The sequence below is a fragment of the Bacillus sp. S14(2024) genome, assembly GCF_050473785.1.
Taxonomy (GTDB): domain Bacteria; phylum Bacillota; class Bacilli; order Bacillales; family Bacillaceae_G; genus Bacillus_A; species Bacillus_A yunxiaonensis.
The window spans coordinates 2,374,543-2,390,803 of record NZ_JBFLUP010000006.1 but is presented as its reverse complement, the minus strand read 5'-3'; the positions used below and the strand labels follow the sequence as shown (position 1 = coordinate 2,390,803).

Sequence of the window (16,261 nt, the reverse complement as noted above, 5' to 3'; positions counted from 1 at the left end):
ATATTCACTCCTCTTCCTTCATTAGAAAATGTTTTTAGTGTTTTTTGCATGTTAATTCCTCCTTCAATATAGATAACTTTATTATAACAATATTCCCAATATTAAATAAACTGTTTTTTAATATTGAGAAGATTGTACGAATATGTAAAGTGGTATATAATAGAAATCAATAAATGATTATTTTAGGTATTCCTAAAATAAAGGAGCGATACATATGAAAATTACTATTTATTTTGGAAGCCATGAAGATCAAGATGTACGTACAATGGATTGTCATTTAGACGTCGAAGATGCAGAAGAAATTGTATCTATTTCTTAATATAAATATACATAATTTATAAGGGGAAATTACTCACCCCTTTTCTTAGTTAAGATGCCTTTTTGAGGCATCTTTTTATTTATCCCGCTATTCGTGGGCAGTAAGACTCCCATCTCAAGATTCAAGATAGGTGGCGATAACTGCTGGCATGCGCCCGATTGGTGAGAGCTTTCCATCAGTGGAGAAAACTCCTCCACTGATGGAAGTTTTACTTTATTTTTAAAGATAAAACATTTACTTTTTAACCAGTAAATAGTACAATATTAATATAAGAACAAATGTTCGTTTTATACTCCCTCTCCCCTATCGGATGGGTATTAGGAAGGATGGATTACATTGGCTCAAAATAAACGCAGAGGAAGAAAAAAGCATACTCCTACCATTTCAAATACAGGCTTTATTGGCTCTGTGTTTATCGATACATTGGAATTACAAAAAAAATCATATTATTTTTCCCGTAAACGACTACACATTGCACATCATGTATTAGATGGTCTTGTACAAGCAACAAGTTCTCTTTTTGCTGAACATAATGTTGCTGCTTATTTATCATGCGTGTATTTACATAAACAAAAGAAAATTGGTTTCGTTCTTTCTACGAAACCTTTTAAAGAGTCTGAAGGCATCGCTTATTTTAAAAATTACTTAATTGAAAAGAATTTTTACAATGGAAAGATAGAAGAAGTAGATTACCAAGAAATTTTTAATACTGGTTTTATTGGGGTTGTTTTTGCAGATTTATCTAGCATTGATCGCTTTAATTTTGAATTTGAAATGAGTCTTTTATCAAAGTTAATGAAAGACATGATTATTCCAGTTAAAGAGTTATTTTTACGTAATAAAATCCCAGCCTATATTTCTACGGTTGAATTGGAAGAACAAAATAAAATGGGATTTGTTTTATCTGTGAAGCCATACGATGAGCGTGCTGAAGCTGATTTGTATTTTGAGATGTATTTGAAAGAACGTGGTTTATATGTTGGTGATGAAGAAGAGGACATTGACAAGATTGTGATTCGACAAAAAGTTGAGATATTATAACAAAAAGGATGGCTAATATATTTTTAGCCATCCTTTTTGTTATAAACTATTTAAAGTTTTCATTTTCTAATACTACAACATCATCATTTGTAAGTCTTCCGGCTTGTTTCGTATATTCTACAAGCCTAATAATATTATTACAGGCTTGTTTTGCGCCGAAAACTAATAATGGTACACCAATAAAATCGATTTTTAATCTTCTTGAAAATAAACCACCAAATGTCATAGCGATTGGGACAGTTGGTGATGTATTAGAGAATACAATTTTTTCATGGTTTTGATATTTATCTTGTAATAGCACACTTAAATTTTTTAAAGCTGGAACGACAACTTTAGATGCACCGTGGCCAACCGTATAAACAGGATCTCCATTTTCATCTCGTCCATGAAAAATGATTTTCCCCATATCAGAGGTTTTTAATTTATTGAAATAATCAACATTTAATATTTCATCTTTCATAAGTTTTCGATCAGTCGGCAGCTTATTCAAATGGTACGCTGCTGCTAATGAAGTTGTATGTGTTCCGCCATAGTCAGTATAGATATAGATCATACTATCATCCTTTAAATTGATGTATATTATTACTAGTATGACCATTTATCTATATACTAAACTTTTTCCAAATAGTAGACACTGTATGTCAAATACAAATGCAAACAGAAACAAGAAAAATACACTACATGTAAATGGAATCTATTTAGGTGATAAGATAAAAGGATTTGGATAAGTAGGATTTGTGGCAGGATTTACAAGGAAAATGATGTACGTACAAGATATCAACGGACAATATATACAAAACCCATCTAAATCTTATAAATAGGTAAATATATCAGATATGGAATGTATCCACCACAATAACAATTGGTTGTTCTTACAAGTGAGTTAGGCTGTGCCTAATAAAAATTCATCCCTACCTTACCGCTGAGCTACTGCCCGTTACGCGTTTGAAGATGGGGATGAATTTCGAAAATATGTTAAACTCCGATTTTAAATAAAATCCAGTTTCAGATCACTCACATTGTGTGATCATACTTAGACAGCAACGGAATTCGTTTTGTTATTTTAGCATAAATCGTAAACAATAACTGTGCCAAAGGTTCTATTTTACTTGTATATTTAATAACTAAAGCGCTTGTTACGAAAGTTAAAACAGCTCCTCCTATAATATCTGCTGGGTAATGGACACCAACATATATACGTGAAATCCCAACCAATATAGCCCAAAGTAAAGCGATATTTTTCCAAGCTTCTCCACGTAAAAGCATTGTAAATGCGATAGAGAATACAAGTACAGCATGATCACTTACAAACGAAGAATCATTAGCGTGTGATACTAATTGGTGTACATGGTATGTGACAAATGGTCGTGGATGATAATATACTAAGTGAATCACAGCATTTACAAGTAATGCTATACCAAGAGAAAGAACCATATACAAAGCTGTATATTGCTTACGAATAGCGGCTTCTTTTTGCTTGTTGCTAAACCATAAAGAAAGCAGGAAAATAATTGCAACAAAGGGCGCGCTCTTTGTAATGAATATCATCCCTTTATCTAGAAAAGTAGACGACCCTGCCCAACTATTGATCCAGTGAAATATTGTGTAATTCATATCAGTTTCTCCTTACTTAATTAAACATGTTATTAATTATTGTTGATTTACACATTATACACTAGCTATATGAAATACGCTTTAATTTTTTCTCATCTTTTTCTCATTTTTCTTCTGTAGCTTAACAATTTTCATGCTAGTCTTTCTCTCCTATATAACAAAAGCGGAAGATATCGTATATATCTTCCGCTTTTGTTATATATTTTTTACACAATAAAACGATAAAGTAACCTTTGTTCCTACTTGTTCTTTACTGTCTATCATGATACGTCCATTGTATTTTTCAGTAAGGCGCTTTGCAATGGAAAGCCCTAATCCATTTCCACCTTGTTTCCGGCTTCTTGCTTTATCAACTCGATAAAAACGATTGAGTACATATGGTAAGTCAGATTCAGGTATGCCTACTCCATAATCTATAATGGTAATCTTAATTTTATCTTCTTCTACCTCACTTTTCAAACAAATTTGTTTTTCATGTTCTTTTGTATATTTTATAGCATTATCTAGTATGATGACTAAAATTTGTTCGAGATAAGAAGAAGGAATAGAAACATATGCATGATTCGCATGTAACTGTCTATTAAATTGAAAGTCAGCATGTAACAATTCGAAATTTTGTGTGACTTGTTCTATTACTGAATTTACATGTACAGGCTCTGCTGCAACAGGATATATTTGTTCAGATTCTGCTCGAGATAATTCTAATAACTCTGATACAAGCTTATTGAGACGATCTACTTCTTTTAAACTCGAATTTAGAGATTTTTGTAAGACATCAGGATCGTTTTTTCCCCAACGATTTAACATAGAGAGATGTCCTTGTATAATCGCAAGTGGTGTGCGTAATTCATGAGATGCATCTTCAACAAATTGCTTTTGTTGCGTGAAGGAAGTTTCTAAATTGTCCATTAACTCATTAAAGAGCAATCCAAGCTTGGCAAATTCATCGTTATTTTCACGAATCGGCACTCTTTCTTTTAAACCATTTGTCTTAATTTTATTCATCGTATCTGTAATGGCTTGAACACTTAATAAAAGTTGCTTTGCGAGAATTGTACCGCCTAAAAAGCTGAGTAATAATCCGCCGATACCAGCAGCTACCATAACGAGAAAAATCAGCTTCATTAAATGATCGAAAGCTTCGAAAGTTTGCCCAACTTCAATTGTGCCAGTAAATGTACGTGTTGTAATAGGCATACGCTGCACAAGTACATTATCTTCAAGATGCCTTGTCATAGAGGTTTCTGATTGATTGACATTCATTGGAACAACCCAGTTCGGATTAAAGTCACGGGAAACAGTGACAAGTACTTTTCCTTTTTCATCCAAAATTCGAATCATTTGATTTTTATCATTTATACTTGCAAGAAACTCTTTGCTATTTTCAATTGTATTTGCTGTGTGATTTGTATTCTCGTTATTGAAATAGGCTGCTATTTCTTTTACTTGCCTATCAATTTGTTTTTTTTCATAATTTAGCGTCCAATGGTCAATGATAACATACTGTAAAATATTGTATAAAAAGAACAAGATAAATAATAATGCACTTGACCATAGTGTTAATTTCCATTTTATAGGAAGATTTCGGATGTGTTTTTTTAATTGTTTCATCATCGCATCACGTATCCTACGCCTCTGACAGTTTGAATATAAGTTTCTTTGTCTTGGCTATTCAATTTATTACGTAAATAACGAACATATACGTCTACTATATTCGTCTCCACCACTGCATTGTATCCCCATACTTGCTCCAAAAGCATATCTCTTGTCAATACACGATTAATATTTTTCATAAACATCATCAGTAACTCGAATTCTTTATTTGTTAATTCAATGATCTCTTCTATTTTGTGCAACGTTCGAGATTCTACGTCGAGTTCTAAATCTTTAAATCTTAAAAGGAGTTTATTTTTATGTTCTTCTTTTTGATTCCGCCTTAAGATTACACGCATTCTTGCTAATAATTCTTCAATGGCAAAAGGCTTTGGTAAATAATCATCTGCACCGCTATCTAATCCAGTTACACGATCCATAATACTATCACGAGCTGTTAGCATTATAATAGGTGTCTCTTTTGTTGCACGTAATCGGCGACATACTTCTATTCCGTTAAGACCAGGAAGCATTAAATCAAGAAGAATAATGTCATAATTATGGTTAAGAGCAGTTTCTAATCCTTTTCGTCCATCATACACAACATCTACTGCATATCCTTCATATTTTAGTTCTAACTCTAAAAATTCTGCTAAACTTTCTTCATCTTCTATAATTAAAATTCGTTGCAATACTATCACTCCTATACGTAAAGGTGAATAAGTAATCCAATTCCAAATATAATGGCAACAATCTGGTGAGCTTTTCGATACTTTATATATTTTTTCTTGTCTTTTAGTTTGTGTAATAGAATCCCTGCTATCGCAACAAGAATTAATCCTATCAAGGTAAAAATTCCACTATAAATCCGAATCATATGACGGCTACCTACCATTAAAAAATATATACCATGACAAGTAGCAACTGAAAAAACTGCATATCCGATAAACATATGGTATTTCTTTAATAACATATAAAGTTCTTTTGTGTATTTTGCAACCGTTATTTTCCTTTTATGCAAATATAACCAAATATTACGAAATAACCATAAAGAGCCTGCTGCAATCGCTCCGTATTCTGCCAGAGAACCAAGATTTTTATTCAGACCTTTTAATACCATTTGATCTCCTACCATGAAATTCAACACTAATATTGTAACACTAAATGCAATAATACAAGACCCTATAATTTTTATAGATAAATGAAAAACTTGATTGAATAGACCTTTTGACATTTTCATCCCCTTCTCTCTGCACTTATGTAAAGTAATTGTTGATTTATATTTTAACCATAAAAAAAGAAAAGACCGTGAAAGAAAGATTAAAATTAGATGAGAAAGTGTATAATCAATAATTCCCTCCACTGCATACAGTTTTCATCAGATACTTTCCATGTGTGGGTTTTGGTATTATGACATATGACAATAAAATGCTGTCTATCCGTAGAAGAGGTATTTTTATGCAAAGCTGGTAGTTTGATTTGTCAAATAAAATAAGAGTAAAAGAATTTACCAATAGAAAAATAGATTCTTTTACCCTTATATAGATATTCACTTAAAATCACAAAACATTTTTTCTATTAAACAGATTGAGAAATTGGTAAATAAATTTCCACCGAGGTCCCTATTCCCACTTTACTTGTTATATGAATTCTTCCTTGATGACTTTCAATAATTTTATAGCTAATCATTAAACCAAGACCTGTTCCTTTTTCTTTCGTGCTATAAAAAGGTTCTCCGAGTTTTATAATTCTTTCTTCCGGAATCCCCATTCCCTCATCTGAAATACAAATCACTACCTCATTGTCGTTCATTTTTTTAGCAGTAATTATGATTTCCCCTCCATTTGGCATTGCTTCAATTGAATTTTGTAAAATGTTGATAAATACTTGCTTTAATTGATTTTCGCAACAATCAATATATAAGAAGTCAGGATATGTTTGGCATTCAATATTAATATTTGTCATAATTGCCTTTGTGTTAATTAATGACACAACATTTTCCAATATAAAACAAAGATTTTTCCTTTCGAAAGAAATAATCTCCGGTTTAGCGATTGATAAAAACTCATGAATGATAGATTCGATTCGCTCAATTTCAGAAATCATGAGTCGAAAATATTCTGTATCATGTCTTTCGCGAGTTTGTAATAATTGTATAAATCCTTTAATGACAGTTAGAGGGTTTCGCACTTCATGCGCAACTCCTGCAGCAAGTTGACCAACTGCGGCTAATGTATCTGATTTATTTAATAATTCCGCTGTCTTTTTCTTCTCTGTAATATCACGAACCATAACCATAACTTTATCTGTTAAAAGTGGCAAACATCTTGCCTCAAAAAAATAAGTACTATCATGCATTGGCAAGGAATACTCTACAATTTCCATAGAATATTTCTGTTGTATTTTTGCAATTGCTTCATGCAGCTCCCCAGCGACATCTGAAGGTAAAACATCTTGAAACTTTTTTCCCATAAATTGTTCGACAGGTACATAAAACTTTGATGGGCAGCCTGCTTTATAATCAACGATTGTTCCATCAAAATTTGTTAAAAAACATAAATCTGGAAGTGCTTTAAAGATTAATTCTAACTCTGAAGATTTTTCTATAAGTTCCTCTTCTACCTTTTTTCGATGCGTAATATCAATGCCAATTGCCCAATGGCTAAATCCAGGGACCGGGAACTCTTCTGATAGATTTGACCACACAATCGTTTTTTTATCACCGTTTTTACAAGTAAGCACCATTTCCCAACCCCGGAAGTTTTTACCTACCACAGAGAATTCATGTAGCTGTTGATTTCGGTATTCTTCATCGGGATAGAGTAATTCTAGTGCATGAGGATTTTTAACAATTTCAGTTGCGCTATAACCAGTTACTAGTTCACATTCTCTATTCCATACAACGAAAACACCTTCTTCATTACATGCATTAACTAAAACGGGCATGCTTTGTAAAATGGTATACAGATTATCAGCAGGTATTGATAGATTTTCCTTAAGTTGATGCAATTTACTAGTCATTAACGCTGCAAGAGATTTGAAATATATTGTGCAAGACTCAACATTATTTTTAGGAGAAAAAATGATGAAGGAACCAATAGCTTGTTCATTTATTATAATCGGAACATGAATTTTTATATGTAAATTTAAATCGATGGATTGTGTACCGTAATGAAATAATACCTCTCCATTACAATCAAGAAGCTGATGTGAAATATGTGTTAAAAGATAAAATTGTTCTGCTATTGTTTGTATTTCTTCAATATTAATAAGTTCCGTAAGCCGGTACATATTATACTCCCACCTCTACCTCAATAAATGTAATTTAAATGTATTTATATAAATTTTTTAATTATGTTTAATTTTTAATTTATTTAGCTTTTTTATTATACGAATTATATTCATTAAGGTACATAGAAAAAAAAAAGTTATTCAGAAATTTTTTGTTTTTCAATAGAATTGAGGAAGAAAGTGGATAAAAACAAAAAAAAGAGAACAAATTCCAACAAAAATTGTTCTCTTTTTCATCATTAACTATTTATATTATGTAAGACATAGCGGCGAAGAGCATAAGCAACACCGTGGTCATCATTTGAAAGTGTTTTATATCGACAAATTGCCTGGATTTCTTCTACCGCATTTCCCATTGCGATAGATACGTTAGCTTTCTCCATCATAGACATATCGTTTAAACCATCACCAATTGCAACAGTATGTTCCCTTAATATACCAAGATGGTTCGCTAACGTATATAAGCCATTTCCCTTTTGGGCGTGAATATGATTGATTTCAAGATTGTGCCAGTAAGATGCGGTAATTGATAATTCCTTATTATTGATGAATTGATCTTTCAATAACATTAAATTGTCCTTCTGATACGAGAATGGTAGTATTTTATGAATATGAATTTGCTTTGAAAATAGTGGTTTGCAACTTGCGATTTTATTGATTTCAGTATGCTGTAAATATAAAGCTGCTATATGCTTTAGTTCTTCTTTATCAGTAAGTAAATCAGATTCTATTATAAAATCCATCTCAAATTGAACCCTTGCTTCGCCATATTCTGGAACGTATACACCTTGATCGGTGTACAATTGATAAAACATATTTCTTTCTTCTAGGTAATCAACAATTTCTTTCGCATGTTCAGTTGCGATTGGATATCGTTGTAACATTTTGTTATTTGAATACAAAATTGCACCGTTTTCTGCAATGATAGGACAGTTTAAGTTTGCTTTTTGCAAAAGTTTTTGAACATCTATTATAGAGCGCCCTGTACAAATAGCTACAACATGTCCTTTTTTCTGACATTCCTTAATAGCGATAGCATTTTCTTCACTAATTACTTTTTTTGATGTAAGAAGAGTTCCGTCTAAATCAATTGCAATGAGTTTCATTCTATTCCCTGCTTTCATTTCTATATAACGATTGATATCGTTCTCATATCCGAGTGTATTTAACAACATCTTAGTTATAATTTATGAAACGCATTTCATGTCAAGGATTAAATGGTTTTTGTAATAAAATTATGAATATGTGCTAAATACATATTTATAATTTAAAAATCGTTAGAAAAGATATTTCTCTCGGCTATCAGAAAATAATCCATGTCTGTTTTGTTAAAATGAGGTTCATTTAAAGATATGAAACCCGTTATTTATTTGTTTTACAAAGTTGAATGGAACAACATATATAAGAAACAAGCAATATTACTTCAATGCAGTAATATTCTTTCTTGAAATAAAAAAATGTATAAAACTATGAATGAAAACGATATTTATTATCAATAATATAAATAATAAAAGGGTAACCCACATCATGGCTACCCCTAGAAAATTAAACTTCTGGTATAAAAGTTTTACAATCTGTTTCTTTACTATCAGATGCTTGTTTACCTGTATGACTTACTACATAAATAGCCTCTGCATTGCACTTATTCCCATTACCCCAGTACTTGCAGTTATTTACTTCACAAAGAACATCTTGAGCCATAGTATGACACCTCCTTTTTGTTTAGTATTAACAACCTAAAGGGGTGTCATACTATTTCATGTATATTCGGTTAGAAAGATAATGGTAATTCCTCTAATGATCTCATTAAATAATTACCACTCCACTTTATGTCCTCCCTTGTTCCTTTTATTTTAAGATTAGGCATTCGGTGTAATAAGGTAGGAATTGCAATTTTCGCTTCTAAACGTGCGAGCGGCGCACCAAGGCAGAAATGAATGCCATGTCCAAAAGAAAGATGACGGTTATTTTTTCTTGTAATATCAAAAACATCTGCGTTTGGAAATATCATTCCATCGCGATTGGCAGAGGCTAATGAAATGATAATCGCATCTTTTGGCTGAATCTTTTGACCATGTAATGTAAATGATTCCGCTGCCCAGCGCATAGTCGTTAATTCAACAGGGCTGTAAAAGCGTAATGATTCTTCAATTGCCGAATCAATTAAATCAGGATTTTGTCGCAGAAGCTGCAACTGATCAGGATGCTCAAGTAACGCTAACGTCATGTTTGTTATTAAATTGACAGTTGTTTCGTGTCCAGCAACGATAAGCAGCATAATCATCGAACTTAATTCTGGTGCACTTAATTTTGTTCCTTCGCTTTCTACTTGTATTAATGCACTTATTAAATCGTCTGAAGGATTTTCTCGTTTTGTATCTATTAAATATTGTAGATAGTGAACGAATTCACCTAGTTTTTTATCGACTTCAAGAATAGCTTCTGGCGTCTCTGGAGAATCAATGACTGCATGTGACCATATTCTAAATTTATCTCGATCTTCTTGAGGGATACCGAGCATCTCACTTATCACAATAATCGGCAGCGGGAAAGCATAATCGTTTACAAGGTTTATAGTGTGCTGGTGTTCTACTTTATCTAGTAAAGTATCAGCAATTGATTGGATACTATCTTTCAGTTGTAAAATCATCTGCGGAGTAAAAGCTTTTTGAACAAGGGATCTTAAGCGACTATGGTCAGGTGGATCAGAGTTTAGCATCTGTTTTCTCAAAAATTCTCCATTTTCTAGTGTAAAAGAGGCTTCAAATTCTTCTTTACTAAATACATTTTCAGCATTTTTCAGTAATCGTGCATCTTTCAAAAGACTCACTGCATCTTCATATCTTGTAATAAGCCAATTATGAGGATATACCTGATACACAGGATGAGATGCGCGTAACTCTTTGTAAATGTTATATGCTTCATGTTTAAATTTTGATGAAGTTAATTGTATTTCCGATAATGTATTACGATTCATTTCATTGCTTGAAGACATACTTCCAACCTCCATCTTTAGAAATATTTGGTGACCATAGCACCTAATGACCATTATAACGCATCGTTTTTTATAAAAGTTAAGAAAATTAAGACTAAATATTGCTTTTTATGTTGAAACAAAAACGGAGATGTTCATATATACATCCCTTGCTTATTGATTTATATAATGGACTACTCTAACTTTACTATGTTAGGTACATCTTCTCTATCATATTTTTTTGTATATGAATTCAGAAAATTACAATCGTACATTACTCTTTATATGAAAATAAAAAAAAGAGATGCCCACATATACATCCCCTTTCATTCGCTATCATTTTTCTTATTGTGCTAAGCGTACGCTATAAGACTGCATGGAATGTAAAGATCCTGTCACATGAAAAATCCCTTTTTGTATTAATGCTTTCAGGCGATATTCAATTTTATAGTATTTGCAAGGAAGGTTTATTACGGAAATCCTAGATAATATGGAGAAATGCAATGGAGAACAATGAGACAATTGTTTAAAGAATGGTAGATTTACATTTTCCTTCATTATTTTCTCATCAAAAACCAAGCTGGTTTATTTTTTGTCGTCCGATTCCCTTTCGCCATATAATAGAAAAAGATTTTATGTTCTATTAGTGGGAATAAAATTTTATTAAGCTCCCTACCGCCGATAATCCATAATGTTCCGCCGTGATTGCGTTTATCTAATATTTCAACATCTTGTGCTTTCAAATATGTCATAAGATCAAACTGCGTGGTTACTGCCTGCTCTTGCTGTGTATCTTGTTTTGATGTAGTCTCGCCTTTTTTATTTGTTAAGTATGAACCAAATAAAAACCAAGCTGGTTTATTTTTTGTCATACGATTGCCTCCTGCCACAAAGCGAAAAAATATGTTCTTTTCTTTTAATGGAAATAAAATTCCATTTAGCTCCCAGCCGCCAAGCACCCACAATGTACTTCCAGATTCACGTCTGTCAATTACATCTACACTGTATTTTTGAAGATATGTAACTAAGTCAAAAGTTGTGTCAGGTACTTGTTCTATTTTCTCTTCATTAGAAATAACAAATGGTGTTTCTTCTATTTTCTCTTCATTAAAAATAACAATTGGTGTTTCTTCTATTTTCTCTCCATTAGAAATTGCAATTGGTGTTTCTTCTATTTTCTCTCCATTAGAAATTGCAATTGGTGTTTCTTCTATTTTCTCTCCATTAGAAATTGCAATTGGTGTTTCTTCTATTTTCTCTTCATTAGAAATAACAATTAGTGTTTCTTCTTGTTTTATGACAGCGACATTGATTATCTCTTGGTGTTGCATCATTTGTACGAATATTTCTTGTATCGTTGTTTGAATGGATTTTCCGATCGTTTCTTCCACTGTCTTACTTAATAGTTCTGTTAATTCATCGCTACTAATTTCAGATGTCTTTTGTGGCATCTCTGGATCGCGATATTCCGGAGCTTTGAAGCTGAAATCGCCATATAACTCCATAAACCAAACTGCGATTTTAAAGACAGCACGATAGATTTGGATGGATTCTACGATACTACCATAATGCACATTATGAGCAGCTTTATTGCCGATATTATGAATTAAGCCAAAATAATTGCGGAACTTTTCATCTATAATTCCTTCATGAAATAGCTTATATATGCGCTCTATATACTTTATCTCATATCCACTTTGTAAATTTTCTTTATCCCAAATTTCATTTGCAACAGCTTCTCCAAATAGACGAGCTTTAACGATTGTTCCATGCGGATCATTATAAATGCTCTTTTCTATGCTATATGCAATATGAGCTAGGTTTGGATACTGCGGTTGCAAAAAGGCGAGTACATATTTTTCTTGCATGATGTCCTCCCTGTTATTAATGTATTTTTATTTATTTTACTATAAGATCGTTAATTATATATTTTGTCTTCATAAAAAATTTCGATATTTAATATACAATGAAAAAACCCGCATACCCCATTGATTATTACAGGGTATTACGGGTCTTTATAGTTGTACAAACATATTTTTTATGCATTATAACGATTTTTTCTTCGTTCGATTCTCGTTTGTCCTTGTATCGTTCCAGTATTGCTATGTTGTTCTGTTTGTGTTGTATGATAAGTTGGTGTTCTCTCTTCATAGTTTCGTTCATACGGACGAGTTTCTCTTTGTTTGGAAGATTTTTTACCGAACTTAAACATTTTAAATTTAATTCTTGGCAAACTTGGGATGCGAATTTTAAATGTAGGTCTCATTCGCTTCTTTTTTTGTTTAAATGCGCTTGATTTTTCTTGTCTATTATTACTGCTATCACGATGTAGTGCGTTTGCAAGTAATCCGCCAAGTAAGAAACCTGCCACTAAAATGACTAAATATAATCGTTCTGTTGTGAGTAAATTCATCATCCGTCCTAGAACGGCTAATGATTGTACTTGTTTCATATCCCACAACATTGTGCCCCATAATGCGAGTAATCCTAATGTAATTGCATACGTACGGAATCGGAATAAAAACGGGATCACAGCAATACATGCAGCAATTTTGGCATTCGCTACTAAAGAGCTGGTTGTTACGAATTGATTCCAAATGGTCAGTAAGAGTGTGATAAATGCCGTATAAGCTACCCAACTAAATATTCGTGAATGCATTTTTTTTGCATAATAACTTCCAAAACTAGTTAAAAACAATAATCCTCCCATAAATAATGATAATTGTAGAGGCATTTGTTTCATTATACCTGCAACTGGGAACAGGACACTGAGCACCATTAACAGTACATCAAGTTTTTTCACAATTCTCAATCCCTTTCAGCTTTCTTTCTAGCTTCTATATCATAATGGTATTTTTCTGTTTTGTATATGTACAACTAGTTAAACAATAACGTGTTTAAAAAATATCTTAATCCTACTCATACCAAAAAGTAAACAAAAAAACTCAATGATAATTGACAATAGATTACTATTTTTATATTAGGAAATGACAAATCCCACTTCTTCCAATTAGGCAGGATTTGTACATAATTGTATGTCAGGTTATAAAATATCTTTTCGATATAGATTGATTACGTCTTTTAAAGCTGCTGCTGCAGCTCCCTTTGGATTGGAAGCGCCGCCGATGGAAGAAACCGCTCCCATTGTATCCGTGTAAAAGGTAATGCCTTTTTCGGTTCCTATAACACTTGCTAGTGAATGGTTTGAATCTACTGCATGTGGTTGTACTTCAAGCCGCACTTCCCCATCATCGTCTGTATATGCTTTAGCTAGTAGTTTGAATTGTTTTCCTTGTTCTTTTGCTTTTTGTATATCTTGTTTTGATAGATTTTCTATCCCTTCAATGCTTATATCTTCAAGTGTATATTCTGTATGCAGTAAACTGTTCGATAGCAGCAATAACTTACAAGCACTATCCATTCCGCTTACATCTAATGAAGAATTTGTTTCAGCAATTCCTTTTTGCTGTGCTTGTTGCAACGCTTCTTCATATGAAGTGCTGTCTTCATGCATTTTCGTTAAAATATAATTTGTTGTACCGTTTAAAATGCCTTCAATACGTTCAATCTTGCATCCTGCTAAGCTGAATTGACCTATATCTAATGTAGGAAGAGCCGCTGCTGTTGCGCCGCTATAACGGATGCGAACATTTGCGAATCGAGCTGCTTCTTTTATTTCTTTCCATGAGGTAACAAGTGCCCCTTTTGAAATAGAAACAATATCCATTCCGTTTTCAATAGCTTGTAAAATATACTCCTTTCCTGGATTGCCGCTTTCGAGATTGGTTGGTGTAGATTCAATGAAAACATGACCATTCATTTTTTCGTTATGAACGGAATGTTGTTCTATATATTTATGTAAAGCTTCTGATCCCCCGCCTAGTTTAAGTAAAGTATCGATACAAAGCCCTTCTGGATGATATAATTTGAAATCACGTCCAATAATACCAACAAGGATTAACTCTAAACCGAATTCTTTTTGAATAAAGGATGATTTTTCATGAATGAGTTTTACAAATTCTTTTCCAACAGTGCCATATCCGGCAAGTATTAATTTTATCTGCATAGTATCCTCCGTAAATGTTTTCAATAGTTTATTAAACTCAATAAAGAGGATATACACTCTCACACCAAATGCATAATCCTCTTATTATTATAATATAGTTAATTTATCTTGTGTCTTCTGAAGTTTTCTTTTCCAATGATAAGTATAAAACAATTTGTGGTCCAATTGGTCCCATTCTACGGTGTCCTCTATCTTCAAATCCGACGGTTACATATAATTTTTGCGCAGGAATATTTCTTTCATTGACTGCTAACACAATTTCCTCTATGTTTGGAAAATATGTATATACATAATTCGGTAGTTGATATAATGCTTGTTTTGCATATCCTTTTCCCTGTTCTGTGTAATCGATTGAAAATGAAACAAGAAGTAAAGAATGTTCTTTATTTGTATATTCTTGTACACGATTACCAGATTGCAAAGCAAAAATACCGACTGGTTTGTCGTCAGCTAAAATGACGATAGGATTTCGGGTTGGATCTTGTTCTGCTTTTTTGAGTAATTCCATTGGATGAGATGTAAATTGCACTTGTTCTTCAGGTAAAGTAAACGCTTGTAATAATTCTTTAAATTCTTCCGTATATGGAACGAGTTGAATAGAATTATTCATTTGCATGACGTATATTCCTCCATTTACAAAAACATATGTTTTCTTTCATGCAAAATCATACAACATTTTCAGTAATAAATAAAATATTCAGTTTTTATTTTCGGAAAATAATCCCCGTGCTATAACACAGGGATTATTTTTTATCGTTTTAAATTTTGATTGGATTGATCAACTTGTTCTTGTTTTAGTTCATTTTGTTCACTTTTGTTTAATTGTTGATTATTTTCTTTAGTTGGATTGATCTGCTTTTTTTCAAATACATCATTTGGAACTTGTGGCATTACACGACCCACAATCGCTGCGAGTTCATCAAGAATGCCTTCACCAGCTTTTCCTTCTTTTATTCGTTTACCCATATCTTTTAAGCGTTGATACGTATCAATATCTGCTACAACGACTGCATTTGCTCCGAGTGGATCATGTTTTAAGCTTTCCGCTACTGAATATTTAATAGTCTCTACTCTAGAACGGTCTAGCTTTGCATTGACATCAATTCCAACAACTGCGTATTTGCCAAGTACAATTGCCGTCGCATCGTTTACACCCGGTACACTCGATGCTAGTTTTGTCAAGTGACCCGCTACTTTTTCATCTGATTTATATGTAACGTCTTGATTTGTTTCACTTTTTGTTCTAATTAATTTAGCATTCGACGTTGGACTTGGACTCGCTGCATTATCGTTCTTTTTTGTACTACAGCTTGCTAATAGAAGCAAACAGATACAAAAGTAAAAAATTTTTTTCAAAAGTGTC

15 protein-coding genes are annotated in these 16,261 nt (G+C 32.5%); 1 reads left to right on the top strand and 14 read right to left on the bottom strand.

Annotated features, from left to right (window positions below; all coding sequences use genetic code 11):
• Positions 1–655: 655 nt before the first annotated feature.
• Positions 656–1,360, top strand: coding sequence for a hypothetical protein (locus tag AB1279_RS12470; protein ID WP_429759060.1), 705 nt, complete (start codon positions 656–658; stop codon positions 1,358–1,360).
• A gap of 46 nt (positions 1,361–1,406) precedes the next feature.
• Here AB1279_RS12470 and AB1279_RS12465 read toward each other — a convergent pair whose 3' ends face one another.
• The 14 genes from AB1279_RS12465 to AB1279_RS12400 form a co-directional block, all read right to left on the bottom strand.
• A complete protein-coding gene (locus tag AB1279_RS12465) occupies positions 1,407–1,913 on the bottom strand; it encodes a DUF3189 family protein (RefSeq protein ID WP_429749688.1) in 507 nt (168 codons plus the stop codon).
• A 461-nt stretch (positions 1,914–2,374) separates the two neighbouring features.
• Positions 2,375–2,974, bottom strand: coding sequence for an undecaprenyl-diphosphatase (locus AB1279_RS12460; RefSeq protein ID WP_429749687.1), 600 nt, complete (start codon positions 2,972–2,974; stop codon positions 2,375–2,377).
• A gap of 195 nt (positions 2,975–3,169) precedes the next feature.
• Complete coding sequence (locus tag AB1279_RS12455) at positions 3,170–4,588, bottom strand: HAMP domain-containing sensor histidine kinase (RefSeq protein WP_429759059.1); 1,419 nt, start codon at positions 4,586–4,588, stop codon at positions 3,170–3,172.
• Positions 4,585–5,259, bottom strand: coding sequence for a response regulator transcription factor (locus AB1279_RS12450; RefSeq protein ID WP_336480709.1), 675 nt, complete (start codon positions 5,257–5,259; stop codon positions 4,585–4,587). Before AB1279_RS12450 ends, AB1279_RS12455 begins: the two co-directional genes overlap by 4 nt.
• An 11-nt stretch (positions 5,260–5,270) precedes the next feature.
• Positions 5,271–5,801, bottom strand: coding sequence for a hypothetical protein (locus AB1279_RS12445; protein WP_429749683.1), 531 nt, complete (start codon positions 5,799–5,801; stop codon positions 5,271–5,273).
• A gap of 344 nt (positions 5,802–6,145) precedes the next feature.
• Positions 6,146–7,858 (bottom strand): ATP-binding protein, encoded by a 1,713-nt coding sequence (locus AB1279_RS12440; protein WP_429759058.1) that lies wholly within the window; start codon positions 7,856–7,858, stop codon positions 6,146–6,148.
• Positions 7,859–8,097: 239 nt separating this feature from the next.
• Positions 8,098–8,964, bottom strand: coding sequence for a Cof-type HAD-IIB family hydrolase (locus AB1279_RS12435; protein ID WP_429759057.1), 867 nt, complete (start codon positions 8,962–8,964; stop codon positions 8,098–8,100).
• Positions 8,965–9,403: 439 nt separating this feature from the next.
• Positions 9,404–9,559, bottom strand: a complete 156-nt coding sequence (locus tag AB1279_RS12430) for a DUF1540 domain-containing protein (protein WP_336480712.1) — start codon at positions 9,557–9,559, stop codon at positions 9,404–9,406.
• Between the two features lie 70 nt (positions 9,560–9,629).
• Positions 9,630–10,853, bottom strand: coding sequence for a cytochrome P450 family protein (locus AB1279_RS12425; RefSeq protein ID WP_429749678.1), 1,224 nt, complete (start codon positions 10,851–10,853; stop codon positions 9,630–9,632).
• Between the two features lie 536 nt (positions 10,854–11,389).
• Positions 11,390–12,700, bottom strand: a complete 1,311-nt coding sequence (locus AB1279_RS12420) for a hypothetical protein (protein ID WP_429759056.1) — start codon at positions 12,698–12,700, stop codon at positions 11,390–11,392.
• A 170-nt stretch (positions 12,701–12,870) separates the two neighbouring features.
• The gene (locus AB1279_RS12415) at positions 12,871–13,635 is read right to left on the bottom strand and encodes a DUF3959 family protein (protein WP_429759055.1); all 765 of its coding nucleotides are present in this window, start codon (positions 13,633–13,635) and stop codon (positions 12,871–12,873) included.
• A 240-nt stretch (positions 13,636–13,875) separates the two neighbouring features.
• Complete coding sequence (locus AB1279_RS12410) at positions 13,876–14,898, bottom strand: homoserine dehydrogenase (RefSeq protein ID WP_429759054.1); 1,023 nt, start codon at positions 14,896–14,898, stop codon at positions 13,876–13,878.
• A gap of 103 nt (positions 14,899–15,001) precedes the next feature.
• Complete coding sequence (locus AB1279_RS12405) at positions 15,002–15,514, bottom strand: GNAT family N-acetyltransferase (protein WP_429759053.1); 513 nt, start codon at positions 15,512–15,514, stop codon at positions 15,002–15,004.
• Between the two features lie 134 nt (positions 15,515–15,648).
• Positions 15,649–16,254, bottom strand: coding sequence for a YhcN/YlaJ family sporulation lipoprotein (locus tag AB1279_RS12400; RefSeq protein WP_429759051.1), 606 nt, complete (start codon positions 16,252–16,254; stop codon positions 15,649–15,651).
• Between the last annotated feature and the right edge of the window lie 7 nt (positions 16,255–16,261).

Bases quoted from the DNA above. Each gene is read 5' to 3' on its own strand.
- AB1279_RS12430 (WP_336480712.1), bottom strand. From the start codon at position 9,559: ATGGCTCAAGATGTTCTTTGTGAAGTAAATAACTGCAAGTACTGGGGT.
- AB1279_RS12425 (WP_429749678.1), bottom strand. From the start codon at position 10,853: ATGTCTTCAAGCAATGAAATGAATCGTAATACATTATCGGAAATACAA.
- AB1279_RS12435 (WP_429759057.1), bottom strand. From the start codon at position 8,964: ATGAAACTCATTGCAATTGATTTAGACGGAACTCTTCTTACATCAAAA.
- AB1279_RS12410 (WP_429759054.1), bottom strand. From the start codon at position 14,898: ATGCAGATAAAATTAATACTTGCCGGATATGGCACTGTTGGAAAAGAA.
- AB1279_RS12405 (WP_429759053.1), bottom strand. From the start codon at position 15,514: ATGCAAATGAATAATTCTATTCAACTCGTTCCATATACGGAAGAATTT.
- AB1279_RS12465 (WP_429749688.1), bottom strand. From the start codon at position 1,913: ATGATCTATATCTATACTGACTATGGCGGAACACATACAACTTCATTA.
- AB1279_RS12460 (WP_429749687.1), bottom strand. From the start codon at position 2,974: ATGAATTACACAATATTTCACTGGATCAATAGTTGGGCAGGGTCGTCT.
- AB1279_RS12445 (WP_429749683.1), bottom strand. From the start codon at position 5,801: ATGTCAAAAGGTCTATTCAATCAAGTTTTTCATTTATCTATAAAAATT.
- AB1279_RS12420 (WP_429759056.1), bottom strand. From the start codon at position 12,700: ATGCAAGAAAAATATGTACTCGCCTTTTTGCAACCGCAGTATCCAAAC.
- AB1279_RS12440 (WP_429759058.1), bottom strand. From the start codon at position 7,858: ATGTACCGGCTTACGGAACTTATTAATATTGAAGAAATACAAACAATA.
- AB1279_RS12455 (WP_429759059.1), bottom strand. From the start codon at position 4,588: ATGATGAAACAATTAAAAAAACACATCCGAAATCTTCCTATAAAATGG.